Genomic DNA, 25486 nt, shown 5'->3' with positions numbered 1-25486 from the left:
GCAACGGGTTGAAGCGCTACGACTACCGCCTGACGCTTGCCAATCAGGCCACCTCTTCCTAGGCCCCGAGGTGGGGAGCAAATGACCTGATGCGCATTCTCGTGACCGGCGTGGCCGGCTTCATCGGCTTTCACGTGGCTCGACACCTTATCGCAGATGGCGATACGGTCATCGGAATCGACAATCTCAACGATTATTACAGCGTCGCGCTGAAGCAGGCGCGGCTGGCGCAACTCGCCAAGCAGGGCGGTGACCGATTCCAGTTCGCCCGGGTTGATTTCTCGGACTGGCGCAGCCTGGATGAGGCATTTTTCGACCTGGAATTCGACCGGATCGTTCACCTCGGCGCGCAAGCAGGCGTACGCTATTCGATCGATAACCCACGAGCCTATGTCACGTCGAACGTCGCCGGGCATCTCAACATCCTGGAACTCGCCCGCAACCGGAAGACCGATCACCTGGTCTACGCTTCCTCGTCTTCGGTCTATGGCGGCAATGCGGCGCTCCCCTTCCGGGTCGAAGACCGTGTCGATCACCCGCTGTCACTCTACGCCGCCACCAAGAAGGCGGACGAGCTGATGAGCGAGACCTATGCGCATCTCTATCGCGTGCCGCAGACTGGCCTGCGCTTTTTCACGGTCTATGGCCCTTGGGGCAGGCCGGACATGGCGATGTGGCTCTTCACCAAGGCGATACTCGCCGGCGACCCGATCCGTGTGTTCAATGGCGGCGACATGCGCCGCGACTTCACCTTCATCGACGACGTCGTCTCAGGCGTCGTTTCATGCCTGCACAAGCCGCCACGCGATGACGGTACGCTCAAGGCCGGAGGCAGCGTGGCGCCCCACGCCATTTACAATATCGGCAATCACCGTGCCGAGGAGCTCCACCGGCTGATCGCGCTGATCGAGGTCGCATGCGATCGGGAGGCGATCAAGGTCATGGAGCCGATGCAACCCGGCGACGTCCACGCGACCTATGCCGATATCAGCGCGATCCAACGCGACATTGGCTTCGAGCCCTCGACCAAGCTCGAGACCGGCGTACCCCTATTCGTCGAATGGTACCGCGACTACCACGGCATCTGAGGACCAGCTTCAGCGCAGCAGGTCGACCGCGAACGCGCGCACCGAAGAGCCGATATCCTCACGGGCAATGGCAACGGCCAGATTGGCCTGGACATACCCAGCCTTGTCACCACAATCGTAGCGGCGACCGTCGAAGGTAAGGCCGTGAAAGGGCTGATCGCCGATCATCCGCGCCATCGCGTCCGTCAGCTGGATCTCGCCGCCGGCGCCCTTTTCCTGGGTTTCAAGCACGCGCATCACTTCGGGCTGAAGGATATAACGGCCGATCACCGACAGATTGGAGGGTGCCGTGCCGGCCTTCGGCTTCTCTACCAGGCCCTTGACCTGCGTCAGCGCGCCGGCGCGGACCCCCGGTGTGATCACGCCGTACATATGGGTCTGATCGTCCGGCACTTCCTGCGCACAGATCATGTTGCCGCCGACCTCCATATAGGCGTCAACCATCTGCTTCAGGCAACCGGGCTTGCCGACCATGAAGTCGTCTGCGAGCAGAACCGCAAATGGCTCGTCGCCGACGATATCGCGCGCGCACCACACCGCGTGACCCAGGCCCATCGGCTCCTGCTGGCGGACATAGGCGACAGCACCTGGCCGCAGGCGCGTCTGATGCAGCAGCTCCATCGACTTGCCGCGATGGGCCATGGTCGTCTCGAGCTCATAGGCGATGTCGAAATGGTCCTCGATCGCCGACTTGCCACGACCAGTGACGAAGATCATCTGCTCGATCCCCGCCTCGATCGCCTCGTCCACCGCGTACTGGATCAGCGGGCGATCCACCACCGGCAGCATCTCCTTCGGCAATGCCTTTGTCGCCGGCAGAAAGCGGGTACCAAGACCACCCACAGGGAACACGGCTTTGCGCAGCGGCTTGATCGGCATCCTGTCTCACTCATGAAGCTGGAAACGACGACGTCGTATCGTGGGAATCAACTCCTCCGCCCCTAGTCGGGCGGCAGGCGAAAGGGAAGTACCGTCAGCATCGCGACACAACGAACTCACCGGCCGCCGGTGACGAAACGCAATAGGCCCGGCATCGTCTTCAGCAGCACCCAATAGGCCAGGACAGCGAAGGCAATGATCAGCGCCGGCAGTACGGCATAGGCCGTCAGCACTGCCTCCGCCGTCATCGGCAGTGCGCGGAACGTCAGCTTCTTGCCGACCGTGACCAGCGGCTCGTGTACGGCAAACACGAAGAAGGACGTTCCGCCGAGCCAGGCAAGCGGCCCGCGCCAACGATCCGACTCCGCCAGCCAGCGGCTCGCCTTCAACGCCATGACCACGCCAATCGCGACCGTCGGTCGTAACAGATAGTTGAGCAGCCCCGCGCCGTGGCTGACATAAAAGCCCCATAGTCCGAGCACGAAGAACGGCGCGATCCACCAGCTGGCACGATCGACGACGAACAGCGAGCCGCCCCGGATTGCGATCATCGCGCCGAGATAGAAGAACAGGACTGGCTCACCTTCCGGCAACAGCAACGGCCAGACCACACTCACCCAGGCGCAGAGCAGGACGATCAGCGTCGGCCAGGCAAGATAGCGCGCCGCCAGCCACACCAGCGGCGAGGCGACAACGAGGATCATCAGGTCGCGGATGAACCAGAATTGGTAGGCGATCGGATAGCGCGTGAAACCAAAGATCGCGTCGATCAACTGGAAGGCAGACATACCCCGCACCGCAAGGTTCTGGCTGTTGAAGAGCGGCGCGAATGCGGGGACTGACTGAGCAACTGCCACGAGCAAGAGCAACGCGATGTTCCAGAAGAGAAACGGGACCAGCAGGCTGCGCACCCGCGCCTGAAGCTTGGCGTAATAGATTGCGGGAGAGAAGGACACGCCCCGGAAGAACAGGAAACCCGACATCAGGAAGAAGAGCGGGACGGCAATACGCGCAATCGAGGCGGTGAAAACCTGGACATTCTCGACGGTTCGCGCATCCGTCATGCCGCGCGCGCCCTCGGCGAAGTTGGCGGTCACGCCGCAGGCGTGAAGATAGACGATCAGCACGATGAGCGGAAAGCGTAATACGTCGAGCCTTACGAGATGCCCGTCAGCTTCCCCGTTCATCCGTTGTTCCCCCATCCCGATGCCAGTAACACGGCGTCAGCGCCGGAAAAAGACAGCTCAGCCCTTGAGCCACCACCGAAGCACGCCTGCCACAACGCCCAGGGCGGCAACGCTTGCCGTCCAGATCGCAGCCATCCAGGCAAGCCGCTTCCACAGAGGCACGGTGTCGGCCTGCATCAATGATAACCGTGCGTGCCGACCTTGCCGCGGAACACCCAATAGGCCCAGCCGGTATAGCCGAGGATCAGCGGGAGCATCACACCGGCGCCGATCAGCATGAAGACCTGCGCATTCTCCGGTGCGGCGGCATCCCAGATCGTCAGTTGGTCTGGCACGATGTACGGATACATGCTGATGCCCAGTCCGACGAAGCACAAAGCGAACAGGGCAAGCACGAGCAGGAACGGCGCCGACTGCGCCCCCCGTCCCAGCGCGCGCCAGAACATCCATCCGAGCGCCGCGACCAGCACTGGAACAGGCGCGGTCAGCAGGATTCCCGGCATGGTCAGCCAACGCGTATAATAATCATGCGCCAGGAACGGCGTCGCCGCGCTGACCGCGGCGATGGCGATCAGCGTGATCACGCCGTAGCGCCGGGCGAGCCGATAGGCCTGTTGCTGGGCCTGCCCCTCGGTCTTGGCGATCAGCCAGCAACTGCCGAGCAGCGCATAGCCAGCGAGGACGCTGGCACCGGTCAACAGGGTGAACGGCGTCAGCCAGTCGAGCCAGGCGCCGCCATAGCCGCGCCCGCTGATCTTCACGCCCTGCAACAGCGCGCCGAGGATGATGCCCTGCGCCAGCGCGGCGACGATCGACCCGGCGGTGAAGCCGAAATCCCAAAAGGCGCGGTGCCGTGGATCGCGCCAGCGAAACTCGAAGGCGACACCGCGGAATACCAGCCCGAGCAGCATCGCAATGATCGGCGGATAAAAGGCCGGCATCAGCACGGCGAAGGCAAGCGGGAAGGCCGCCATCAGCCCTCCCCCGCCCAGCACCAGCCAGGTTTCGTTGCCGTCCCAGACCGGCGCGATCGCGTTCATCGCGACGTCGCGCTCCTCCCCGATGCCAAAGGCCGGGAAGATGATGCCGATACCGAGATCGAACCCGTCGAGCACGACATACGCGAAGACAGCAAAGGCGATCAGGAAAGCCCAGATCGTGGCGAGATCGTAATTGTGGCTCATGACGCACCTCCGCCACGTTGGGCAGGCCCGGGCACGATCCCCGCCGTCCGGATCGGGGCATTGCCGAGTTCGGATTCGCCCCGCTCGACGCCCTTGTCGATCAGCTTCAGGATATACCAGATGCCGACACCGAACACCGCGAAATAGACCAGCACGAAGGCGATCAACGAGGCGCCGACCGCCGGCGCGGCAAGCGGCGAGGCGCTATGGACGGTGCGGAGCAGGCCATAGACCGTCCAGGGCTGACGCCCGACCTCCGTAGTGACCCACCCGGCTATGACCGCGACAAAGCCGGCAGGCCCCATCAGGACGCCAGCCCGGTGCAGCCATGTCCAGTCATAGAGCTTGCCCCGCCACCGCGCGACGAGGCTCCACAGGCCGAGCCCGAAGATCGCCAGGCCGAGGCCGACCATGATGCGGAACGACCAGAACACGATCCACACCGGCGGCTGGCGATCCGCAGGGATTGTATCGAGCCCGGCGAGTGGGGCGTTCAGGTCGTGCTTCAGGATCAGCGACCCGATTTTGGGAATCTCGACCGCATAGTCGATCCGCTTCTCCTTGGCGTTCGGGATGCCGAACAGGATCAGGGGTGCGCCGTCCGGGTGGCTGTCATAATGACCTTCCATCGCCATGATTTTCGCCGGCTGGTGTTCGAGTGTGTTCAAACCATGCTGGTCTCCGGCGAAGATTTGAATCGGTGCGACCAGCGCCGCCATCCACATCGCCATCGAGAAGATCTTCCGCGCATGCGGATCGCTGCTGTCCCTGAGCAGGTGCCAGGCACCCGTCGCGCCGACGACCAAAGCGGTGGTGAGGTAAGCAGCGATCACGGTGTGGACGAGGCGGTAAGGGAAGCTCGGGTTGAAGATCACTGCCGCCCAGGAGCCTGCGACGACGAACTGGCCCTGCGCGTTGATCGCATAGCCGACCGGGGTCTGCATCCAGCTGTTGGCGGAGAGGATCCAGAAGGCGGAGATAGTGGTGCCGATGGCGACGAGGCAGGTGGCGGCGAAGTGCAGCTTGCGGCCGACCTTCTCCATGCCGAACAGCATCACGCCGAGGAAGCCTGCCTCAAGGAAGAAGGCGGTGAGCACCTCATAGGCCATCAGCGGCCCGATCACCGGCCCGGCCTTGTCGGAAAAGACCGCCCAGTTGGTGCCGAACTGATAGGACATGACGATGCCCGACACGACGCCCATCGCGAAGGTGACGGCGAAGATCTTCAGCCAGAAGCGGAAGATGTCGAGATAGAGTTGCTTGCCCGTCCGCAGCCACAGCGCCTCGAGCACGGCGAGATAGCTCGCCAGGCCGATCGAGAAGGACGGAAAGATGAAATGGAAACTAACGGTGAAGGCGAACTGAGCACGGGCCAGCACGATCGGATCGACGGCATCGAACATGAGCGCTTCCCCCTGGTTCGCTCAGCTCTGCTCCCGATCCGACCTTGGGGCAAGTGGACCGAACGCCCAGGTCGACCTATGCCGAGGTACAGCCGCCCGACGCCGGACGGCTAGCGCCAGGCTTATTTCTTCGGTGCGGGTGCCGCCGGCGGGGGCGCGCCTGCACCAGGAGGCATCGCGCCCTGCATCTGCTGCTGCATCTGCATCTGGCGGATCACTGCTTCGGGCAGGAAGTCGAGCAGCTCGACGTCGAACACCAGCACCGAATTGGCGGGGATCGGGCCCGTCACCTTGTCGCCGTAACCGAGGCTCGGCTTGATCCAGAAGCGATATTTGGAGCCCTTGGGCATCTGCTTGAGCGCCTCGGAGAAGCCCGGCACGACCTCATTGACCTTCATCGGGGTCGGCTGCTGCGACTTGTCGAAGGTAGTGCCGTCAGTCAGCTTGCCTTCGTAATTGACCAGCGCGACGTCGGTCTCGGTCGGCTTCGGCCCGCCCTTGCCGGGCGTGATGACCTTGTACTGCAGACCCGAGGGCAGCTCGACCACGGTCTTGTCGCTGCTGCGATTCTTCTTGAGGAAGACGACCGACGGTTCGTTCTGCACCTTCCACCAGGCGATGCCCTGAATCGCGCCGAGCGTGGCAAGCACGCCAAGGACGATACCGAGCGCGATATAGAGGATCGGCTTCGCGTCGAAGGGCTTCTTGGCGGTCGGGGGCGTGGTGGCCATGGGGAGGCTCCTGGGCGCCGCGGCGCGGGGGCCCGCGCGGCGGCTGGAAAAGGGATCAGCGGATCAGGGTGCCGCGGGCGGGCCGCCCTGAGGCAGTTGCTGCATCTGCTGTTGTTGCATCGCGCGCTGACGATAGACCGCTTCGGGCATGAAGCCGATCATGTCGACATCGAAGATGAGAAGCGAGTCGCTCGGCATCTTCGCCGGGTCGGGCGACTGCTTGCCATAAGCCAGCTCTGGCTTCAGCCACACACGGTACTTCGCATCCTTGGGCATCAGTTTCAGCGCTTCGACAAAACCCGGAAGCGCGCCGCCCGCCGACAGCGGAATCGGCACGGGCTGCTGCGAGGCGTCGAACACGGTGCCGTCGCGCAGCTTGCCGACATACATGACACCAGCGAGGTCGGTCGCGGTCGGGCGCGGCCCCTCGCCGGGCTTCAGCACCTGATATTGCAGGCCCGACGCCGTCTCGACGACGTTAGGGCGAGTCTTGTTCCAGGCGAGGAACTGCGCGTTCGAGCCGCGGAGCGCGACGACCTCGGCCGTGCCGCGAGTCGCCAGCCAGCCCGCCGCCAGCACCGCGAGCAGGATGCCGATCCACAGATACACCAGAACGCTACGCTTCGTAGGCTGCAGCGGCACTGCGGTGATCGTGGACATCGTCAGGCACCCTTAACCGGCGCCTGAAGGGCGGCCGGGATTGAGAAGACAGGAAGCGCGAGGGCCAAGCCCCCGCGCCGGCGGTTTTACCGCGCCCCGTCACGCTCCAGCCGCTTGCGCTCCAGCTTGCGGGCGCGGCGGACGGCAGCGGCACGCTCACGGGCGCGCTTCTCGCTGGGCTTCTCGTAATGACGGCGCAGCTTCATCTCGCGATAGACGCCCTCGCGCTGCAGCTTCTTCTTCAGGGCGCGCAGCGCCTGGTCGACGTTGTTGTCGCGAACGATGATTTGCATAAACCCGCAGGTCTCCGGTCAATAGAAATAGGTCGTCGCAAACATGGGTTTGCGCCGTGTGGGAGGGCCCGTACCAGCGCTCAGGCGCATTTTCAAGCAATTTGGCACGTCGCCAACCGGGTTTGCGGGCGCCCGCCCTCGCGGCTATGGCCACCGCATGACCGGCACGCCCCTCACCTTGTACAACAGCCTGACCCGCTCGCTCGAGTCGTTCAGCCCGATCGACCCGACCAATGTGCGCGTCTATTCGTGCGGGCCGACGGTCTACAACTATGTCCATGTCGGCAATTTGCGGGCCTATGTCTTTACCGACACGCTGAGTCGGGTGCTGACCTGGAAGGGTTATCCCCTCACCCATGTCATCAACATTACGGATGTCGGCCACCTCACCTCCGACGCGGATGCGGGCGACGACAAGATGGAAGCGGCAGCCAAGGCCAGCGCCCAGAGCATCTGGGATATCGCGGCGCATTATACCGCGGCGTTCAAGGAGAATATCGCGGACCTCAACATCCGCACCCCGACTCACTTCCCGCTCGCGACCGACCATATCCAGGGCATGATCGCCTTTGCCGAGCAGATCGCGCCCCGGCATTGCTACGAGCTGGAGAGCGGCCTGTATTTCGACGTGTCGACTGTGCCCGATTACGGCCGGCTCGCCCGCGTGGCCGATGACGAGCGCGAAGGGCGGATCGATCCGGTCGCCGGCAAGCGCAACCCGCAGGATTTCGCGATCTGGCGCAAATCCCCGCCGGGCGAGAACCGGCAGATGGAATGGGACTCGCCCTGGGGCCGCGGCGCGCCGGGCTGGCACCTCGAATGCTCGGTGATGAGCCAGCATTTTCTCGGCGCGCGCTTCGACATCCATACCGGCGGCATCGACCACCGCGAGATCCACCACCCCAACGAGATCGCGCAGAACCAGGCGCATTGCGAGTGCGCGGACACCGGCGCGACGATCTGGATGCACAACAACTTCCTGGTCGAGCGCGAGAAGGGCAAGATGAGCAAGTCGTCGGGCGACTTCACCCGGCTGCAGACGCTGATCGATGCCGGCATCCACCCCCTCGCCTATCGCCTGATGTGCCTGAGCGCGCATTACCGGAGCGAACTGGAATTCAGCCCGGATAATCTCGCCGCTGCCGCGACCCGGCTGAAGCGGCTGGTGATGACGGCGCAGGCACTCCGCGCGCGTAGTGACGGCACCGAGTCGGGTGATGCGTCGCGCTATCTCGACGCGCTGGATGCGGCCGTGTCCGACGACCTCAACACGCCGCGCGCCCTGCCGGTGCTCGACGAAATGCTCGGCGACAAGAAGCTGTCGCCGGCGACGCGGCTGAAGACGCTGGCGGTGTTCGACGACGTGCTCGGGCTGAAGCTCGCCACGCTGACGCGCGAAGCGTTGCGGGTGAAGCCGGCGGATACGGCGATCTCGCCCGAGGAAATCGAGGCGCGGCTGGCCGAGCGCAAGGAAGCGCGCGCGGCGAAGGACTTCGCGCGATCCGACGCGATCCGCGACGAACTGTCGGCGGCGGGCGTCGAGGTGATGGACGGCGATCCGCTGGGCTGGGACTGGAAGCCGACGCTTTAGCGTGCTGAATCTGAAGGTCGCTCCATGACGAACCTCCCGTCATGCTGAACTCGTTTCAGCGTCCAAGGCGCAACAACCAATGCCACTGCTTGTGGAGCATTGGATGCTGAAACGAGTTCAGCATGACGCAATTCAATAGTATCGAACGAACAGTTCCCAGGTCATCAGCCCTAAAGCTCTCCAACACGACTCGGTCATAGGCGCCGCATTTTTTCTTTCCGCTGTTATGTTGGATTTTCGATGCGGATTCTCGCTTGCGCTGCAACGGCTTGCGGACGGGTTCCCTGTTATCGCGTAACAGCGGTAAAATCGCCGCGAAACAGCCGAACTTCCGCTGTTCCGCGGCAAAAACCGCGGCAAAAACGTCCAACATTGGTCGACGATATCAAAGAGCAGGTGCGCGGTCGGTGGAGACTTTGCCCGGGCCCATCCTGCGCGCTTCCGGTGGAGCATTGAATCGATCCGCCCGCGCGGCTGCCGGGCTTGTCGCGGCGGAAGCCGCGCGGCATGAACCGGCTGCGATCCCGGAAAGATCATCCGGGGCCATGAGAGGTGTCCCGATGAAAGCCGTCCTCCCTGCCCTGGCCCGTCCGCTGATCGAACCGCGCCTGCCCGCCGGGCTCGATGTCGCCTGGTTCGCCAGCCGCGAGGACGCGATGGAGATGATCGTCGACGCCGACATCGCCTGGGTCGACATGCAGCGCACCGGCACGATCGGCGAAGCGGTGCTGCGCGCCAAGCATCTCAAATGGCTGTTCACGATCCTGGCCGGGATCGATTTCCTCGACCTGCCCGCGCTGCGCCGTCAGGGCACGATCGTGACCAACGGCACCGGCATCAACGCGCTGGCGGTCGCCGAATACGCGGTGATGGGCATTCTCGCCGCCGCCAAGCGATTCGACAAAGTGGTGCGCATCGCCGACCGCCACGAATGGACCTTGACCCCGCCGGGGCAGATCGAGCTGTTCGAGACCAAGGCACTGATCGTCGGATACGGCACGATCGGCGCGCTGATCGGCGATCGGCTGAAGGCGTTCGGCGTCGAGGTGACCGGCGTGACCCGATCGGGCCGTGACGGCACGCTGACGCCCGATGCCTGGGCTTCCAGGATCGGCGATTACGACTGGGTGATCCTGGCGGCGCCCTCGACCGGCGAGACCAAGGCCCTGATCGGCGCGGACGAACTGGCGGCGATGAGGCCGAGCGCCTGGCTGATCAACATCGCGCGCGGCGACATGGTCGATCAGGACGCGCTGATCGAAGCGCTGACCAAACGCCGGATCGCAGGCGCGTTCCTCGACACGGTGACGCCGGAACCGCTCCCGCCGGAGCATCCGCTATGGGATGCGCCGAACACGATCCACACCATGCATTTGTCGGGGCGGAGCCAGACCAAGATGTTTCAGCGGGCGGCGGCGCTGTTCCTGGAGAATCTGGAGGCGTTCATGAGCGGGCGGGCGATGCGGAACGTGGTGGATCTTGAGGCGGGGTATTGAGGGGATCGTCCGGAAAGGAAGCGGACATGATCGCGTTCGTCGACCCCTTCACGGTCGAGCCTCGAGCTTAAAAGGCCCCGCGCGTTCCGCGACAGGTCAGAAACGACGGGGGCGCTCAATCAAAACTCCTTTTACCGGTGAGGGCGGTTCCGAGTTCCACCTGTCTCCAGAGAGCGTTAACGGTTTCATTGCCATCCTGGAAAGCACCCCGGTCGCAAAACCAGAGGCTTGCTCCAAGGGAGTCGGTCGACAGGGCGAGAAGATCACGGGTCTGGCCGTCAGCGGGCAGCAACTCGTCGATCGGCCGTTCGGTCCGCTGCTCCCGCCTCTCGGGCACGAGCCGTATTTGGGCACGCCAAGACGCGAATACACCACCCCGCCCCCGGCTGCTCACGCCCTCGACGGCAGCTCCCTCGGCGCAGGTTCCGATCACGCCGCACATGGTGCCCTCGCCTCTGACCCCCACGCTGCTGGAGCCTTCGGCGAACGAGCCTCGGCCATGAACGCCTTCGACCTTGCCCGCGCCCCAGACCCCCACTCCGGCGGTGACCGCTTCGCGACCGAACTCGGCACCGCTTCCACCATAAACCCCGCAACGCCGCCCTTCGACGTTGACGCCATAATCTATCCTCGCTCCGTTAGTCTTGAAGGCCATGGCCGCAGCACCGTTCGCCACGAAGTAATTGCTACTCTCAGACATGACTTCCTCCTTACGATACCAGTTAAATCCTCATTCACAATGACCCCATCAAACAGCTTTACACGACGATACCAAGATTCGACAGGGCGGATGAATATCTCGCGATTCACTACCACCAATATTCCATTCATATGTGTAACATATGCAGGATGCTTCAAATACAAAACTGCAACTGTATCGGATCTGTAGCAGAAACGATCGCACCCGCACCCAGCTTCTCCGACGTTGCGACGCCCGCGCATTCACATCAAGAAGTTCGAATTCTCCCCCGCGGGAGGCGGCGTCGCAGCATTCATCGCTTTGAATTCGCGTTCATATGGGGCCGCAGCCAGGGCTACTGAACAATCTGAAATGCGAGGCGGCGCCGCGCCTTCCTTGCTCGACGCTCACAGGAGCCTCCGCGATCGCGGGGGCCTCCGGTCTTGTGGCGAATCACTATATATGGCTGTATATAGCTCAACCCGTTGGCGACGAGATGGCGAATGGCCCGTAAGATCAGGATCGACATGACTGGCCTGCGGTACGGCCGCCTGGTCGGGATCGAGTTTTCCCACCGCGCCGGCAGCCATGCGCATTGGCGTTTCCTGTGCGACTGCGGCAACGAGACGACCGTCGACGGCACTGCGGTGCGCGCGGGCAAGACCGCCAGCTGCGGATGTCTGCACCGGGAAATCTGCGCGGCGCGGCTGCTCAAGCATGGCCGGCGCGCGAAGAAGCGCCACGACCCGACCTATCGCGCATGGCAGGAGATCAACACTTTCTGCACCAACAGGGACTCGCCGCGGTACCGCGATTTTGGCGGACGCGGCATCGGCGTCTGCCCTGGCTGGAGCGCCGATTTCGAGTCGTTCCTGGCCGATCTGGGGGAGCGCCCGGCCGGCCAGATCCTCGTCCGGATCGACCCCGATGACGATTTCCAGCCGGACAATTGCCGCTGGGCGCCGGTGCGCAGCCGCTCCCGCCGCGCGGCCGATGGGGCGAGACGCCGGACCGAGGGAATCGGCGCGCCCGTTTGAGCGTGCGCACGGGCTTTGGCGCTGTCCGTCGGGACCAAAATCAGCTAGTCAATGCAGGGGGACGCACCCCGACATCCGGCTGTGGAGGTCCGAGTGACCGGCAGTTACGACAGCATGGTTCTGGGCGAGCGTTTTCAGCTGCCGCGCGTGCCGACGGCGCTCGCGCGGACCGCATCGGTGGCGCCGATCGGCTTTGCCCGACTGAAGAGCGATATCCCCGCCCATAAACGGGCCAGGGAGGTCCCGACCGAGCGCGCCTATTGCCTGCACGTGTCGCTCGCGCCGTCGTCGGTCGACCTCTGGATCGACGGGCAACACCGTTTTGCGGCTGCCGTGCCGACGGGCAGGTCGTTTCTGTTCGACCTGGCCTCCAACCCCGTGTCCGAATTCCACACGCCGTTCGATACGCTGCGTTTCTATATCTCGCAGGCCTCGCTCGACGAGCTGGCGTTCGACCACGGGATTCGCGGCCCGGTGACCTTGCTGCCGCAACTGAGCGCTGACGACCGGGTGATGCACGGCCTGGCAAGCGCCCTGATCGACAGCGTCGAGCGGCCCAGCGAGCGAAGCACGCTGTTCATCGACCATATCGGGCTCGCCTTCCATGCCCATGTTACCGCCGTCTACGGCGAACGGCGGGCCCCCGCATCGCGGAACGGCGACCGCCTTGCCCCATGGCAGGTGCGCCGTGCGCTGGACTTCATGACCGCCCATCTGGACGGCGACCCGACCGTCGCCGAGCTTGCCCGGGAATGCGGCCTTTCCCCCGCCTATTTCGCGCGCGCCTTTCGCCGGACGACCGACACCACCCCGCATCAATGGCTGATCCGCCGGCGGGTGGAACGCGCGCGGGAGCTGTTGCTGGCCGGGGACCTGCCGCTGGCGGACATCGCGGCAACATGCGGCTTTGTCGACCAGAGCCATTTCAGCCGGCTCTTCGCCCGGATCGAGGGTGAGACACCAGGGCGCTGGCGGCGGCGGCATCGCTGACCGGACGTCCGGACGCCAGGCACTCCTGAGCCCTCGCACCGCAGGAATATCCCAAAATCCGCCCGGCTGATTGTCCAATACAGCCGGCGGCGCCGTAGCGGATAGTCGCGGTCGACGAGCAATCCCGGAAGGATCGCCCGGCTGCGAGGACCCCATGACCAGTCCGCTAGCCTATGACGAGCATCGCATCCCGACCAGCCAGGGCAATGTCCTTGCCCGGGATTATCCGGGCGCCGGCCCGACCCTGGTGCTGATGCACGGCTTCCCGGACAATCAGGGCATCTATGACGACCTGATCCCCCATCTGACCGCGGCGGGGCGCCGGGTCGTCACCTTCGATTTCCTGGGTTTCGGCGGGTCGGACAAGCCGGCCGGCGCGACCTACGGCTTCGATCAGCAGCTCGGCGATCTCGAGGCAGTGGTCCAGTATCTGCATCTGGGCGATATCGTCCTGGTGCCACACGATTCCTCCGGCATCGTCGGGGTGAATTTCGCGATCGCGCACCCGCGCAAGGTCGCGGGCCTGTGCATCCTCAATTCGGCGTTCGAGGATTCGCCGCTGGCGGTGTGGCCGGAGATGATCATCCTGTTCGGCGATCCCTCGCTCGCCGCGCTTGCCCAGGCGTTGCGGCACAGCCCGGCGCAGTTCGGCTGGCTGCTGCAATGGCAACAGGGGCGGTTCGCCGCCGCGCTTTCACCTGAGCACCGCGCGCATTTCGAGCGCGTCATCGGGCCCCTGATCGCCGACAATTTCATCACCCAGCCCAGTTCCGCCCCGGCCTTCGTGCAGATGACCGCGCAATTCTATGCCGAGCTGAAGCGCAATGCCGGGCGGCTGAGCGAGCTCGCCGCGCTGGAAATGCCGGTCAGGGTGATCTGGGGAACCGACGACCCCTATTTCTCCGCGCCGATGGGCGAGGAACGGGCGGCCCGATTCAAGCACGGGTCCTTCCACCCGGTGGCCGCCGGCCACTGGCTGCAATCCGACGAACCGGCGCTGGTCGCCAAGGAGATATTGTCATGAACACCAATCCCCCGAGCCCCGAGACCGTCAAAGCCCTGCAGGATGTGCCCGTGACCCGGGTGCTCGCGCTGGGCCGCTGGACTGACAAGGCGCCGCCCGAAAAGCGCGGGCCTGTGATGCCGTTCGAGGCACGCGACACGATGCGGCTGATGCTCGCCGGCAAGATCGACCAGTGGTTTGCCCGGTCGGACGGCGAAGGCGCGGTCTTCCTGATGAACGTGACCGATCCCGCCGAGGCGCATGCGCTGCTGGAGGCGCTGCCGCTCGGCCAGGCGGGCATGATGGTGTTCGAGCTGATCCCGATCGGGCCGCTCTGGCCGCTCGGCCTGCTGACGCTCGACTGATCCCCCATCGAAAGGCGAACGCCGATGAGCACCACCCCCTCCCCCAGCCGGCGCGCGGTGATCGCCGGCGCCGGCGCCGCGGCGGCCGCGCTGGCGCTGCCGCACGACGCATTCGCCGCACCGATCAAGACAGGAGCAAAGACCATGTCCACCATGACCATGAAAGACGGCGCAAAACTCTATTACAAGGACTGGGGCACCGGCCCGGTCGTGACATTCTCGCATGGCTGGCCGTTGAGCGCCGATGCCTGGGACGCGCAGATGATGTTCCTGGGCAAGCAGGGATATCGGGTGATCGCGCATGACCGCCGGGGCCATGGCCGGTCCGACCAGACCTGGCACGGCAACGACATGGACAGCTATGCCGACGATCTCGCCACCCTGCTCGACTCGCTCGACATCAAGGGCGCGACGATGGTGGGCCATTCGACCGGCGGCGGCGAGGTGGCGCATTATATTGGCCGGCACGGCACGGCGCGCGTCGCCAAGGCAGTGCTGATCTCCGCGGTGCCGCCGCATATGCTGCAGACCCCGACCAACCCGGTCGCGGCGCCGATGAGCGTGTTCGACGGGCTGCGCGCGGGCCTGCTCTCCGACCGGGCGCAGTTTTACCGGGACTTCCCGATGGTGTTCTACGGCTACAACAAGCCGGGCGCGAAGGTTTCGCAGGGGCAGATCGATTCCTTCTTCGCGCAGGCGATGATGGGCAGCATCGAAGGACAATATGACTGCATCGCCGCGCTGTCCGAGACCGACTTCACCGGCGACCTGAAGAAGATGACGATCCCGACCCTGCTGCTGCACGGCGTCGAGGACCAGGTTGTGCCGATCGACATCGCGTCGCGCAAGTCGATCAAGATCCTGCCCAGGGGGACTTTGGTCGAGATACCGGGCGCGCCGCACGGCATGTGCGTGACTCATGCGGACCGGGTGAACGCGGAATTGCTGACGTTCCTGAAATCCTGAAGCGCCGTCTCGCGAATGGAGCGCCGACCCTTTGCGGGCTGACTGAGCCCGCAAAGGCACGCGGCACGACACCGCGTCCTTTAATGGTGGCGACGTTACGTGCGGCCAGCCGTGCGTGCAAACCTGCCTCCCCGGCACTCTTCGCCGGTGATGCAAATGACACCTATCGTCGCTGCGAAGCGCACGCGTGGCGATGCAAACAATTGGCACAACAAATGCCGATTTATATTGCGACGCGGATGCATCAAGCCTATGGCCGGCGCAGCGATTCCGGAGCGGAGCCGTCGACAATGGGAGAGAGCATCGGTGCGCTTTACGCGGATTTTTCTGTGCCTGTTCGGACGCCATCATCGCAACGGACGCCGCGTCGTACATGACGGCCAGGATTTCCGGAGTGCCTGCATCGGGTGCGGCATCGAAATGGTGCGCACCGAAGGGGGCTGGAAACCGGAGTCCCGTCGCCATGCCGGCTGAACCGGCCAGCGAGCAACGTCGCTTTATCTCCGCCCGCCAAAAGTGTATCGTTCGCGATCGGGCCGTGTGGCCATATCGGGGCCACGGAATAACCTGAACGCGAGACGGGCGGCGGCCCGCTCTGCCTCGCCAGGAGAGGCTCGCCATGGTTGCCATTCCCGCTACGCCCGCCGCGTCGTCATCCCAGCCCCCCGTCGTGCGCGAGATCAGTCGCGGCGACCTGTCCTGGGCGTTGCACGAGGGCTGGTCCGACTTCCTCGACAAGCGCGGCGACATCATCCTCGCCGCCATCCTCTACCCCGTGCTGATGCTGGTCGTGGCCGGGGTGGCGCTCGGGGCGAGGCTGTTCCCGCTGCTGCTGCCGCTGATCGCCGGCCTGTCGCTGCTCGGCCCGCTGATCGCGGTCGGTTTCTACGAGCTGGCCCGGCGGCGCGAGGAAGGCCGCGACACGCAATGGGTGCATTTCCTCGATCCGTTCCGGGGACCGTCGGCACCGCAGATCGCGGCACTTGGCACCTTCCTCGCCCTGCTCTTCCTTGCCTGGATCGGCATCGCCTGGGCGATCTACCGGGAAACGCTCGACACGCTTCAGCCGACCGAGCTGAGCAGCTTCGTCCGGCTGCTCTTCACCACGGCCGAGGGATGGCAGCTCATCCTGTTCGGCAACCTTGCCGGGTTTGTCTTTGCGGCGATCACGCTGGTGACGACGGTGGTGTCCTTCCCGCTGCTGGTCGACCGGCCGGTCGATTTCGTTCTCGCGGTCCAGACCTCATTGCGCGCCGCGTGGCGCAACCCGGTCGAGATCGCCATCTGGGGATTGATCGTCGCGGTGCTGCTCGCGCTTGCCTGCATTCCGCTGTTCATGGGGCTGGTGGTCGTGCTGCCGGTGCTCGGTTATGCGAGCTGGCATCTCTATACCCGGCTGGTGGATCGGAGCGTGGCGGGCAGCTGAAAACCACTCCTCCCCGTTCGGGCTGAGCCTGTCGAAGCCTTGTTCTTCTCCGCCATGAAAGAAAGAGCAGCCCTTCGACAGGCTCAGGGCGAACGGAGATAGGGCAGCCTCAATGGCTCAACCCTCAGGCGGCCATGGCCGCCATGCGCCGCTGCCAGAAGGGCGCATCCGGCCAGCGCGCCGCGGCGGCATAATGATCGGCCAGGGCGCGGCGATAGTCAGTGATGCCGTGCGCCGCGATCAGGGCGTAGCGCCGGGCTGCCTCCTCGCCCCGGCCGTCCAGCGTGTCGGCGGCGGCATAGGCGGCGAGGATGCCCGAGCGCAGCGCATGGACGATCCCGCGCGAAGACAACGGGTCGGCCGCGAACAAGGTATCGCCCGTCGCGATCCAGCGCCGGCCGACCGCGCGGTCCAGCGTGGCGGTGCCGGCGGCGCGTACGATCGCCTGGTCAGCGCGAGCCCCCGGCGGCACCAGGGTGGCGATATGGCGGGTAGCCGCCAGCGCGCGGTGCCAGCCTTCGGCCTCGCGCAGGCCGAGACCGGCGGCGATGTCGGGATCCGTCATGCAGGCGACCACCCGACGGGCACCGGGCAGGTCGGCGCTGTACCACCACCCCTCCGGCCTGGCCTCGATGACGATGCGGGAGTCACCGGGCGCACCGACGAAGAAGCGGGCGAAGGCGGCGAGCGGCTCTCCCGCCTGCAGCGCAGCGCCGAAGCCACGCGCCAGCCGCCAGCGCCGGCCCGTCGCCCAGACGACCAGTCCTGCATCGACCTTGCCGCCATCGGCCAGATCGAGGCGCCAGCCGATGGCGGTCTCGGCGGCGGATCGCACGGGCGACGCGAGGCGAAGCTCCGCGCCCGCCGCCGCGGCAGCCTCGGCGAGCAACCGGTCGAAACGGGCACGGTCGAGCTGCCAGCCAGCGCCGTGCGCCGAGAAGATGCCGGGGCGTTCGACCAGCATGTCGCTGGTCCAGGCCGAATCGACCGCGCGGCCCGGGACGAAGCCGGCCGCCTCGAAAGCCGGCATCACGCCGAGCTGGTCGAGCAGCCCGCGCGCCAGCGCCGGCAGGACCTCACCCAGCTTCGCCGCGTCGTAGCGGCCCGCCTCGAGCAGCAGCACGCGCAATCCCGGCGCGTGCCGCCTGAGAGTCAGCGCGGCGGCGGCGCCCGCCGGACCGCCACCGATGATCGCGACATCGGTGGTGTGCGCTGCCTCAGCTGGCGCGGACGGCATAGAAGGACGCGACCACGCCCGCCGGATGCGTGCTGCCCCCGCTCCCGGAATGGGGGATGGTGCGAGTCACCGAGCCGACGATCGCAGCGGTCTGGAGCTGATCGGTGCTGTTCGGCCAGACCGGCACGAGCCAGCCGATATAGTCATAGATCCATTGCTCGCCGCCGACGACGCCCTTGCCCTGGATGCGGATCTGTGCCGGCGAGCCATAGCCGGCACTGCCATGCAGAGCGAGCGACCAACCCGGCCCGCCGATCGTGCCGCCGATCTCGCCCGGTGCCGGCTCGGTGAAGGACAAGGTGCCCCGGCCGAATTCGAGATCCTTGAAATCGGTCTGCACATCGGGATCGTTGAGCAGGCTGCGATAGGTCCAATCACCGGCGAACAGGTTTCCCATGATTCACTCCTCCGAATCCTCGACACAGATATATTTGTAGGATGGCGACGGTGCGTCGATGCCGGCGCCGTCATTGCGCACGACGAAGCCGAGCTTCGACCATTCGGTGACCATCTTCAGGTCGCCGGCATTGGTCTGCGGAATGCCGCGCGCCCAGTTGCGCATCTGCGGATTGCCGCCGCCGGACACCGGGAAATAGACCTGCATCGGGCGATGCGCCGGCCACCACAACGTTTCCCAGACGCGCTGTTCCTTGACGAGCAGATCATTGCCGACGCTGCCCGGATAGAGCTTGTTCCATTCCTCATAGGTGACGTCGATCGTCTGGGTGGAGCATTCGTTGAAATCGGCCTGCCAGGGCAGGCCCGACAGCTTGGTGACGTCGCCCGGCTGAAGCCCGACCTTGAAATTGCTGCCCAGCGAGAGCGGATCGCTGGCATAGGCGACATAGCCTTCCTCGCCGAGCCCCGGTCCCCAGCGGTTGGCGTTCTGCTGTGCGGCGGTGAGCTGGAAACCATACCATTCGGGATCGGCCCTGAGCCGGTAGGGCTCGCGCCAGATCGCGGGGTTGCGGATGATCCAGGTCGTCTCCCCGCCTGGGCAGAAGGCGCCGCCGAGCAGGTTGGAGAGCACGCCGCGATCGAGATCGCGCCCGGTGCGCGCGACCCACCCCTCATAGGGTTTCCACGGATCGACCGGCGGCGCGAAGCCGGCCTCGACCTCGTCGATGAACAGGCCGTCGGCCCATTGCCGCAACAGGAAGAGCTGCAGGTCGGTGAGGCGCAGGAATTTGCTGACCGCCTGGTTGTTGATCGGGTTGTCGCCGGCGAGCAGCGGCATCAGCGGCAGATGATAGGTCCGCGTCGCCGGGTTGCCGTCGAGCCGGAAGACATTCTCCTCGCCGGGCTTGCGCAGCAGGTCGAACAGATATTGGCGCTTGGGCCGGCCGGGATCAGTGACCGCCTCGGCGCCGGCGAGATCGAGCGCTCGGTCGAGCAGCACGCCCGCGCGGTGCTCGAACCCGAGCCTCTGCAGCACCCGCTCGATCGGCTCGTCCGGGTCCTGCGGCCGATCGTGTACGGCGGGTTCCTGCCGCGCCGTGCTGCGCCCCAGCGCCAGCAGCATTGCCTTGGGCCTGGGCACCGCATCGGCGACGGTCGCGACCGCGGCGGCGATAGCCGCATCGAACGCCGCTTTCGCCTCGGCGTAGAAGGGCGACGGCACGTCTGCATTCTCGACATGGACCGCGTGCCAGCGCGCGGCATAGACCGCCGCATCCTCCCCGGCCTCCGGCGGACAGACGGCCGCGGCAAAGACCGCCGCGGCCTGAGCGAGCGGGCCGGCCGCCGCTTCCGCCGCGGCCGAAGCGCCGGGCGCCTGGGTGGCATCGAGCAGCATCAGCCCGGGCTCGAGCGCGGCCTCGACCAGCCGGCCCGACACATGATCCTCGATCGCCGCCTGCTGCTTGCGGGCAAGCTGGCGCGGCGCGACCCGGGGCGGCTGGCAGAGCTGATAGGGATCGAACGAACCGCGCGTCGACTGGTTGTGCGGGAAGTTCGACTGCTGGAGGATGTTGGTGAAATAGGAGAATTCGTCAGCGCGGAACAGGATCGGCCAGATGTCGCGCCAGAACCAGGGGCGATAGGCCGCATGCCATTCGACCGAGCCCGCCTTCCAGTGAAGCAGCGCGGCCTGGTCGGTCGGATCGATCCGCTGCGGATCGGCGAAGGTACCCGCGGTGCCGAACATGTCGGTGCGATAGGCGAATTCGCGGATCGACATGTCCTCGACCACGTCCTCGAGCGTGATCATGTCGAGCACCTGCGGCGCGTAGCGCGGATAGCCGACGACCACCCAGGCGGGATATTCGACATCGACATAGCGCAGCTGATCGACATTTTCCGCGTGCATGACGAGCCGCGCCATCACCGGTCCATCCGAAATATCGTCGAACCAACCATCGCTATTGGCATATTGATCGATGCGCGGATGGCCGAAGCCGGTCAGGAAGCTGCCGCTGCGGCCATGGCCGCCCAGCACGAGCAACCGGCCGAGATCGTCGGTGAGCAGATCCCCCAGGGTGTCAATGTCGTGCGGCGCCATGCCGGTCGGCGGGAAATTGGCCGCATACATCGGGTTGCCGTCGCGGCTGAAGCTCGCCTTGCGGCGCGACCCGCAATCGACTGCTTGCGGCCCCGGATCAGTGATGAGCTTCTGCCGGGCCTGGGGATCCGTGATCGTCGGGTTGCGCAGCGGCGTGCCGGGCGGATAGCCGATCTCGCCGCGCAGACCGTCAAAGGTGAACCAGGCCGATTTCTTGTTGGCGAGCTGCACACGCCACTGGATGTCGACCAGCGTGCCCTGATTGCCGCCGCCCTCGATCGGATCGCCGATACGCAGCGGCTTCCCCTCGGGATTTTCCGCGTCATAGACATAGATCTGGAACCGCGCGGCCTGGCGCTTGATCCGCCCTTCCGCGTCCTTGAACTTGAACGACTTGCTGGTCGATTCGTCCTTGTGGACCGGATTGCCGGCGCCGTCGCACTCGATCGGCAGGCGGGCCGGCCCCTCGGGCGAGATGCAGAAGCTGTCCGGACTGTCGCCCAGGCGGGCGATGCCGATGGCCGGATGAATACGATAGACCGATGGCGCCGGCATGCTGATCTCCCCGCGCGCACCCTGGCGCGCGCCCATGTTCAGTCGAGAAAGTTGAGCGACACTCCGTCGAGCCGCAGCAGGTCGGGGTCCTCCTGATAGGAGGCGTCGATCACCACCAGGCTGATCGTGATCGTCCTGGCCCCCGCCGCGAGCAGGCGCCGCGCGGCGCGCGTCACGTCGATACGGTGGTTGCGCGGCGTGTTCATGCTGCGCTCGCGCAGGTCGAACTTGCGGCTGCGGTCGCCGGGCAGGTCGCAATGCCCCGGCCCGCCATAGCAGTCGCCGTGCCCGAACACCGCCGCATAGCCGGCATAGCCCTCATGAGTCAGCGGTGTCGACGCATCGGCATCGGGGACGTTGAGGAAGACGCGGATGAAGCACGACCGCGGCAATTGCGGCACCCGGTGGAGCCGGACCTCGGCCGAGCGGAAGCCCTTTTCCACCGTGTCCGGCACCGCGACCGGCGCCGAGACGAAGCGGCTGACCGTGGTGCCCAGCCCGACCGGGATGATGCAGCCGCCGCGCACATATTCATAGCCGAAGCGGTGCATGTCGAGCGTGTCGCGCACCGAATAGCTCCACGGCGTCAGCGCCGAATCGAGATCGGCCGGCACACCCTCGGGATGCTCCTGCTGCCAGTGCCACCACAGCCGGTCGATATTGACGTGGATCGGCCAGAAGACGGGATCATAAGAGGCCGTGAGATTGCTGAGCATGTCGCCGGTGGGCGGCTGGGAATAGAGATCCTCGCGCTGGTGGAACTTGCGCCCGGCGACGCTGACCGCGCGGTTGCGATCGACCAGCGCCTCGGGCGGCGGCTTGGGAAAGTCCGGGTTGAAGCCGCCCGTCCAGATATGCATCGTATTGTGCGGGTTCTGGTCGAGGAAACCGAAGCTGTCGACGTAAAGACTGCCGCCGCCGAAATCGCGGAAGGTGCGCAGCGCGAGGATCTCGTCGAGATCGGCGGCGGTCGGGTAATGATAATGAATCCGGCTGTTGATCGTCTGGCCGGGGCCGAACTCGCCCGGATAGCGCAGCGGATACCAGAGCGCATTGGACTCGAGCAGTGCGTCGATGAAGCGCTCGCGCGGTTCGCCCTTCGTATAATCCGGCCCGATCGCGTCGGCGACGGCGGCAAGGAAATCGTGCAGGCTGGTATAGAGCACGCCGACCATGCCGCGCAGCCCGTCCGTCGGGATGCCCTTTCCGGCGAGAAAATGGAGCGACGCCTCGGTCAGGAAGCATTTCAGCGCGCGCGGGATGCGCTCGCCGCTCGGCGGATCGTCCGGGCAATAGCGCGCCGCGGGGAAATCCCACCAGGGGAGCGTCACGTCGGGGCAGAAATCCTGCAGGACCTGCTCGAATTCATAAAGATAGATGCGGTGCCAGGGCAGGAAGCGTTCCCAGCCATGCTGGCAGTGATTCTGGTGGATGAGGGCGAGGTTATTGTAGCTGCGCCAGTCGCCCGGCCATTTGTTGAGATTGTAGATCTCGCGAAAGGCATGGCGCAGCCGGGCGATCTGCCCGTCGCCCATTGCGTCGATGTCCATGCGCTGGCGCAGCTCGCCGGCACGGTAGCGCCATTCGGCGGGATCGGCGGCGGGGGCGAAGACCGGCCCGGCCAGTCCCTTGACCTCGACCCGGCTGCTGCCGGCGATCTCGACCTCGCCGATCTCGAGCGTGCCGACCACCGCCCCGGGCGCGCCCTCGTCGATCCAGCGTTCGATCCGGTCGATATCGGCATCCGCCACCGGCGCCCCGCCCCAGGGCAGGCGCGGATATTGCGTGCCGTCGAACGGGCTCTGGCCGCGCAGGCCCCGCACCAACGCCGAGCGGGCACCGCGCGCCGAGCTTCCTCCGCCGCAACAGGCGCCGCCCGACGCGGCCGGCTCGATCAGCGGCGTGCCCGAGAGCCGGAGCGCCAGGAATGCCGGCAACGGCAGGTCCCAGAAAGCGCCGAGCGGATCCTCGGGCGGCCGCGCCTGGCCATCGGCCGCCCCGCGCAGGATTTCCTGAACCTCGGCATAGCCGAACAGGGCCGTGTCGGTGTCGTCCTTGCTAGTCATGATGGTGGTCCGGCATGGGCATGGCAGCGCCACCAGGCGGAAGCGCACCGGGCGGCGTCTTCGGCGCTTCGCGCAGCGGCACCTGCGGCACTACCACCGCGACATTCTGCATCATGCCGCGATCCTCATGGTCGAGGATGTGGCAGTGAAGCACATATTCGCCGATATAGCGTTCGTAACGGGTACGGATCTTGATCGTGTAGATGCCCGACGAGCCGGGGGGCGGCGGGTTTTCCTCCCCGATCAGGCTCTTGATCCACAACGTGTCCTTCCAGACGCCCTGCAGCCCCTCATATTGAGGATCGATCGAGACGCCGTCGCCCTTGTCCTGCGAGCCGGTCGTGCTGACCTCGTTGCCCATCGGATCCTTGATCGAGACGATCTGGAACGGATTGACGTGGATGTGGAACGGATGGCTGACATAATGCGACTGCAGCGTCCATTCGTCGACGCCGCCCAGCGTCAGTTTGCGGTCGATGCGGTTCGGATCATAGGGCTGCGCATCCTTGGTTTCGAGTGTGTTGCCGACCTGGAACTGGAGCGGCTTGGGCGGAACCTGGATGAAGAAGGTCAGCTCCTGCTTGCCGGTCACCTCATCGTCGGCGATGTCCGGATGCGGGGTGAAACTGGTGAATTTCAGCCCGTTGGTCAGATCGTCGACCACGGCGGTCTTCATGTCATCCGGCATCGCCTGTTTCGCGTTCGCCACCAGCGCGTCGCGGACATAGTCGCCGATATTCGGCACCGCCGTCCCCGGCGCGACGCGGACGATGCCGAGCAGCTGCGGCCCGACCTGGATGCCGTTGACCGTGCCCGATTTCGGCGCTGACGAATCAACCACGCAATAGGCTTCGGCCTCGGGGAACACGACCAGCGCGTCGTAGCGATAGCCCGGCTGGAAGGTGGTGATGGCGGTCTGGTGGCCGTGCGCCATGGTCAGCCCGTCGGCGGCGATGACCGTGTAGGGCAGCGGCGTGCCGCTGCACAGATCGGCGATCGCCTTGGCCTGATTCTCGGGCGTGAGCGTCGGCAGCGCCGCCTTGAGCTTGCCGGGCCGGAGCTTGAAGAATTGCAGGCTGATCGTGTCGCGCACGCCGCCATGAATCATCCGCCAGCGCTCGATCCTGCCCTGGGTCGCGCGGAAGAAGGGCAGCACCTTGCCGTTGATCGAGGTGAAACGGCCCGAGTTCGGCCAGGTATTGGGGCCGAACTGATCATAGCCCTCGATCCCGCCGACATCGTCCTTGTCGCAGATATAGCGGCCTTCCTTGGTCTGCTTGATCGGGCCCAGTTTCTCGCCGGGCTTCGGCTCGCCGCGGCAGGCATATTGGATCTGCTGCATCACCAGCACGCGCTCGGTCATGCCCTGCAGGAGAGTGTCGATGTCGCCATGGCGGCTGGTGGTGGGCAGCCGGTTGCCGCGCACGATGAGCGCACCGGCCATGCCGCTCGACACCTGAAGCGCGGTCGAGCCGTGGCGGTGGGTGTGATACCAGAAGGTGCCCGACGGATGATCCGAGGGGATGTTGTATTCATAGGTGAAGTCGACGCCCGGGTTGATCGACAGCAGCACATTGTCGCCATTGCCGGCCGGGTTCACCCACAGGCCATGGGTGTGGAGATTGGTGCCGTTGAAGCAATGCGGCGTATCCGCATTGTGATCGCTCATGCTGAGGCAGGAGGGATCGGGATCGAGCTTGTTGTGCAGGTCGATCCGGACGGTGTCGCCGGGCGCCACCTCGATCATCGGCGAGATGAACGGGTTCTTCGGATCGGTATCAGTGCCGACATAGCTGCGCAGATGCACCTTGTCGAAATGCTGGGTCTTGCTCGCCGGATTGCGGATCCGCCCGTCGAGATATTTGATGGTCAGGTCGAGGATCTTGTCGCGGCGTTGCACGGGCTGCGCCGCCGTCGTTTCAATTCCCGGCGTCGCACCCACTGTCAGGGCGAGCAGAGGCCGGGGCGGCTCGGCGCGAGCCTTGAGCAGCGGCGGGTTGCTGACGTCGTCGTCAGGCACCTCCTGCGCGCTGGCGGGCATGGCGCCCAAGGCCAGCCCGAAGCCGATCGCGCCGGCCATCAGCCGTGCACGTGAAACGCGCGTAAATAGCGACATGACATCCCCTCCCTGTGTCGGTCGGATCGGCCAA

24 protein-coding genes are annotated in these 25486 nt (G+C 65.4%); 9 read left to right on the top strand and 15 right to left on the bottom strand.

All coding sequences use genetic code 11. From position 1 onward, the window contains the following. The first annotated feature begins 89 nt into the window (after positions 1-89). The gene (locus ACZ1I2_RS10295) at positions 90-1088 is read left to right on the top strand and encodes a GDP-mannose 4,6-dehydratase (RefSeq protein ID WP_465169791.1); all 999 of its coding nucleotides are present in this window, start codon (positions 90-92) and stop codon (positions 1086-1088) included. A 9-nt stretch (positions 1089-1097) separates the two neighbouring features. Here the strand turns inward: ACZ1I2_RS10295 and galU are convergent, their stop codons facing one another. The 8 genes from galU to rpsU all read right to left on the bottom strand — a co-directional run bounded on the left by galU (position 1098) and on the right by rpsU (position 7425). Beyond that, a complete protein-coding gene (gene galU, locus ACZ1I2_RS10290; RefSeq protein ID WP_465174188.1) occupies positions 1098-1967 on the bottom strand; it encodes a UTP--glucose-1-phosphate uridylyltransferase GalU in 870 nt (289 codons plus the stop codon). Between the two features lie 116 nt (positions 1968-2083). After that, positions 2084-3154, bottom strand: a complete 1071-nt coding sequence (locus tag ACZ1I2_RS10285) for an acyltransferase family protein (RefSeq protein ID WP_465174189.1) — start codon at positions 3152-3154, stop codon at positions 2084-2086. A gap of 57 nt (positions 3155-3211) precedes the next feature. Further along, positions 3212-3289 (bottom strand): DUF2474 family protein, encoded by a 78-nt coding sequence (locus tag ACZ1I2_RS10280; protein WP_465181660.1) that lies wholly within the window; start codon positions 3287-3289, stop codon positions 3212-3214. Between the two features lie 41 nt (positions 3290-3330). Further along, positions 3331-4338 carry a cytochrome d ubiquinol oxidase subunit II gene (gene cydB, locus ACZ1I2_RS10275; protein WP_465174191.1) on the bottom strand — a complete coding sequence of 336 codons (1008 nt, stop codon included), beginning with the start codon at positions 4336-4338 and terminating at the stop codon, positions 3331-3333. Beyond that, on the bottom strand, positions 4335-5741 hold the full coding sequence (locus ACZ1I2_RS10270; RefSeq protein WP_465174192.1) for a cytochrome ubiquinol oxidase subunit I: 1407 nt from the start codon (positions 5739-5741) through the stop codon (positions 4335-4337). The genes cydB and ACZ1I2_RS10270 overlap by 4 nt, the downstream gene beginning before the upstream one ends. Before the next feature lie 122 nt (positions 5742-5863). Continuing rightward, complete coding sequence (locus tag ACZ1I2_RS10265; RefSeq protein ID WP_465174193.1) at positions 5864-6472, bottom strand: FKBP-type peptidyl-prolyl cis-trans isomerase; 609 nt, start codon at positions 6470-6472, stop codon at positions 5864-5866. Between the two features lie 63 nt (positions 6473-6535). After that, positions 6536-7132 (bottom strand): FKBP-type peptidyl-prolyl cis-trans isomerase, encoded by a 597-nt coding sequence (locus ACZ1I2_RS10260; protein WP_465169798.1) that lies wholly within the window; start codon positions 7130-7132, stop codon positions 6536-6538. An 86-nt stretch (positions 7133-7218) separates the two neighbouring features. Further along, on the bottom strand, positions 7219-7425 hold the full coding sequence (rpsU, locus tag ACZ1I2_RS10255) for a 30S ribosomal protein S21 (RefSeq protein ID WP_034160206.1): 207 nt from the start codon (positions 7423-7425) through the stop codon (positions 7219-7221). A gap of 157 nt (positions 7426-7582) precedes the next feature. On the opposite strand from rpsU, the gene cysS reads away from it, so the two are divergent. Beyond that, positions 7583-9016, top strand: coding sequence for a cysteine--tRNA ligase (cysS, locus tag ACZ1I2_RS10250; RefSeq protein WP_465174194.1), 1434 nt, complete (start codon positions 7583-7585; stop codon positions 9014-9016). A 55-nt stretch (positions 9017-9071) separates the two neighbouring features. On the opposite strand, the gene ACZ1I2_RS10245 is transcribed toward cysS, so the two are convergent. Beyond that, positions 9072-9389 carry a hypothetical protein gene (locus ACZ1I2_RS10245; protein WP_465174195.1) on the bottom strand — a complete coding sequence of 106 codons (318 nt, stop codon included), beginning with the start codon at positions 9387-9389 and terminating at the stop codon, positions 9072-9074. A 187-nt stretch (positions 9390-9576) separates the two neighbouring features. Between ACZ1I2_RS10245 and ACZ1I2_RS10240 the strand changes: the two genes are divergently transcribed. After that, a complete protein-coding gene (locus ACZ1I2_RS10240; protein WP_465169801.1) occupies positions 9577-10512 on the top strand; it encodes a D-2-hydroxyacid dehydrogenase in 936 nt (311 codons plus the stop codon). 115 nt (positions 10513-10627) lie between these two features. Here ACZ1I2_RS10240 and ACZ1I2_RS10235 read toward each other — a convergent pair whose 3' ends face one another. Beyond that, the gene (locus tag ACZ1I2_RS10235; protein WP_465169802.1) at positions 10628-11212 is read right to left on the bottom strand and encodes a hypothetical protein; all 585 of its coding nucleotides are present in this window, start codon (positions 11210-11212) and stop codon (positions 10628-10630) included. 482 nt (positions 11213-11694) lie between these two features. On the opposite strand from ACZ1I2_RS10235, the gene ACZ1I2_RS10230 reads away from it, so the two are divergent. The 6 genes from ACZ1I2_RS10230 (at position 11695) to ACZ1I2_RS10205 (ending at position 16978) form a co-directional block, all read left to right on the top strand. Further along, on the top strand, positions 11695-12228 hold the full coding sequence (locus ACZ1I2_RS10230) for a hypothetical protein (protein WP_465169803.1): 534 nt from the start codon (positions 11695-11697) through the stop codon (positions 12226-12228). A 93-nt stretch (positions 12229-12321) separates the two neighbouring features. Next, positions 12322-13218 carry a helix-turn-helix domain-containing protein gene (locus tag ACZ1I2_RS10225; RefSeq protein WP_465169804.1) on the top strand — a complete coding sequence of 299 codons (897 nt, stop codon included), beginning with the start codon at positions 12322-12324 and terminating at the stop codon, positions 13216-13218. Positions 13219-13372: 154 nt separating this feature from the next. Beyond that, complete coding sequence (locus ACZ1I2_RS10220; protein ID WP_465169805.1) at positions 13373-14242, top strand: alpha/beta fold hydrolase; 870 nt, start codon at positions 13373-13375, stop codon at positions 14240-14242. After that, positions 14239-14586 carry a hypothetical protein gene (locus ACZ1I2_RS10215; protein ID WP_465174196.1) on the top strand — a complete coding sequence of 116 codons (348 nt, stop codon included), beginning with the start codon at positions 14239-14241 and terminating at the stop codon, positions 14584-14586. The genes ACZ1I2_RS10220 and ACZ1I2_RS10215 overlap by 4 nt, the downstream gene beginning before the upstream one ends. A gap of 144 nt (positions 14587-14730) precedes the next feature. Then, complete coding sequence (locus ACZ1I2_RS10210) at positions 14731-15552, top strand: alpha/beta fold hydrolase (RefSeq protein ID WP_465177156.1); 822 nt, start codon at positions 14731-14733, stop codon at positions 15550-15552. A gap of 670 nt (positions 15553-16222) precedes the next feature. Further along, the gene (locus tag ACZ1I2_RS10205) at positions 16223-16978 is read left to right on the top strand and encodes a DUF2189 domain-containing protein (protein WP_465181631.1); all 756 of its coding nucleotides are present in this window, start codon (positions 16223-16225) and stop codon (positions 16976-16978) included. A gap of 124 nt (positions 16979-17102) precedes the next feature. On the opposite strand, the gene ACZ1I2_RS10200 is transcribed toward ACZ1I2_RS10205, so the two are convergent. The 5 genes from ACZ1I2_RS10200 to ACZ1I2_RS10180 are packed head-to-tail and all read right to left on the bottom strand — an operon-like array spanning position 17103 to position 25452. Next, positions 17103-18215 carry an FAD-dependent oxidoreductase gene (locus ACZ1I2_RS10200; RefSeq protein ID WP_465174198.1) on the bottom strand — a complete coding sequence of 371 codons (1113 nt, stop codon included), beginning with the start codon at positions 18213-18215 and terminating at the stop codon, positions 17103-17105. Next, a complete protein-coding gene (locus tag ACZ1I2_RS10195) occupies positions 18196-18612 on the bottom strand; it encodes a hypothetical protein (protein ID WP_465174199.1) in 417 nt (138 codons plus the stop codon). The genes ACZ1I2_RS10200 and ACZ1I2_RS10195 overlap by 20 nt, the downstream gene beginning before the upstream one ends. A 3-nt stretch (positions 18613-18615) precedes the next feature. Beyond that, complete coding sequence (locus ACZ1I2_RS10190; RefSeq protein WP_465181630.1) at positions 18616-21270, bottom strand: LodA/GoxA family CTQ-dependent oxidase; 2655 nt, start codon at positions 21268-21270, stop codon at positions 18616-18618. 38 nt (positions 21271-21308) lie between these two features. Next, positions 21309-23336, bottom strand: a complete 2028-nt coding sequence (locus ACZ1I2_RS10185; RefSeq protein WP_465174201.1) for a tyrosinase family protein — start codon at positions 23334-23336, stop codon at positions 21309-21311. After that, positions 23329-25452: a multicopper oxidase family protein gene (locus ACZ1I2_RS10180; protein ID WP_465174202.1), complete on the bottom strand. Its 2124-nt coding sequence runs from the start codon at positions 25450-25452 to the stop codon at positions 23329-23331. Before ACZ1I2_RS10180 ends, ACZ1I2_RS10185 begins: the two co-directional genes overlap by 8 nt. Between the last annotated feature and the right edge of the window lie 34 nt (positions 25453-25486).

It is taken from the genome of Sphingomonas sp. BL-S-29 (assembly GCF_055521495.1).
The sequence above is the reverse complement of the archived record's forward strand: the minus strand, read 5'-3'. Positions and strand labels throughout refer to the sequence as shown.

What these genes read in the sequence shown, in the direction of transcription:
- ACZ1I2_RS10295 (WP_465169791.1), top strand. Translation starts at nt 90, where the DNA reads ATGCGCATTCTCGTGACCGGCGTGGCCGGCTTCATCGGCTTTCACGTG.
- galU (WP_465174188.1), bottom strand. Translation starts at nt 1,967, where the DNA reads ATGCCGATCAAGCCGCTGCGCAAAGCCGTGTTCCCTGTGGGTGGTCTT.
- ACZ1I2_RS10285 (WP_465174189.1), bottom strand. Translation starts at nt 3,154, where the DNA reads ATGAACGGGGAAGCTGACGGGCATCTCGTAAGGCTCGACGTATTACGC.
- ACZ1I2_RS10280 (WP_465181660.1), bottom strand. Translation starts at nt 3,289, where the DNA reads ATGGCTGCGATCTGGACGGCAAGCGTTGCCGCCCTGGGCGTTGTGGCA.
- cydB (WP_465174191.1), bottom strand. Translation starts at nt 4,338, where the DNA reads ATGAGCCACAATTACGATCTCGCCACGATCTGGGCTTTCCTGATCGCC.
- ACZ1I2_RS10270 (WP_465174192.1), bottom strand. Translation starts at nt 5,741, where the DNA reads ATGTTCGATGCCGTCGATCCGATCGTGCTGGCCCGTGCTCAGTTCGCC.
- ACZ1I2_RS10265 (WP_465174193.1), bottom strand. Translation starts at nt 6,472, where the DNA reads ATGGCCACCACGCCCCCGACCGCCAAGAAGCCCTTCGACGCGAAGCCG.
- ACZ1I2_RS10260 (WP_465169798.1), bottom strand. Translation starts at nt 7,132, where the DNA reads ATGTCCACGATCACCGCAGTGCCGCTGCAGCCTACGAAGCGTAGCGTT.
- rpsU (WP_034160206.1), bottom strand. Translation starts at nt 7,425, where the DNA reads ATGCAAATCATCGTTCGCGACAACAACGTCGACCAGGCGCTGCGCGCC.
- cysS (WP_465174194.1), top strand. Translation starts at nt 7,583, where the DNA reads ATGACCGGCACGCCCCTCACCTTGTACAACAGCCTGACCCGCTCGCTC.
- ACZ1I2_RS10245 (WP_465174195.1), bottom strand. Translation starts at nt 9,389, where the DNA reads ATGTTGGACGTTTTTGCCGCGGTTTTTGCCGCGGAACAGCGGAAGTTC.
- ACZ1I2_RS10240 (WP_465169801.1), top strand. Translation starts at nt 9,577, where the DNA reads ATGAAAGCCGTCCTCCCTGCCCTGGCCCGTCCGCTGATCGAACCGCGC.
- ACZ1I2_RS10235 (WP_465169802.1), bottom strand. Translation starts at nt 11,212, where the DNA reads ATGTCTGAGAGTAGCAATTACTTCGTGGCGAACGGTGCTGCGGCCATG.
- ACZ1I2_RS10230 (WP_465169803.1), top strand. Translation starts at nt 11,695, where the DNA reads ATGGCCCGTAAGATCAGGATCGACATGACTGGCCTGCGGTACGGCCGC.
- ACZ1I2_RS10220 (WP_465169805.1), top strand. Translation starts at nt 13,373, where the DNA reads ATGACCAGTCCGCTAGCCTATGACGAGCATCGCATCCCGACCAGCCAG.
- ACZ1I2_RS10215 (WP_465174196.1), top strand. Translation starts at nt 14,239, where the DNA reads ATGAACACCAATCCCCCGAGCCCCGAGACCGTCAAAGCCCTGCAGGAT.
- ACZ1I2_RS10210 (WP_465177156.1), top strand. Translation starts at nt 14,731, where the DNA reads ATGTCCACCATGACCATGAAAGACGGCGCAAAACTCTATTACAAGGAC.
- ACZ1I2_RS10200 (WP_465174198.1), bottom strand. Translation starts at nt 18,215, where the DNA reads ATGCCGTCCGCGCCAGCTGAGGCAGCGCACACCACCGATGTCGCGATC.
- ACZ1I2_RS10195 (WP_465174199.1), bottom strand. Translation starts at nt 18,612, where the DNA reads ATGGGAAACCTGTTCGCCGGTGATTGGACCTATCGCAGCCTGCTCAAC.
- ACZ1I2_RS10190 (WP_465181630.1), bottom strand. Translation starts at nt 21,270, where the DNA reads ATGCCGGCGCCATCGGTCTATCGTATTCATCCGGCCATCGGCATCGCC.
- ACZ1I2_RS10185 (WP_465174201.1), bottom strand. Translation starts at nt 23,336, where the DNA reads ATGACTAGCAAGGACGACACCGACACGGCCCTGTTCGGCTATGCCGAG.
- ACZ1I2_RS10180 (WP_465174202.1), bottom strand. Translation starts at nt 25,452, where the DNA reads ATGTCGCTATTTACGCGCGTTTCACGTGCACGGCTGATGGCCGGCGCG.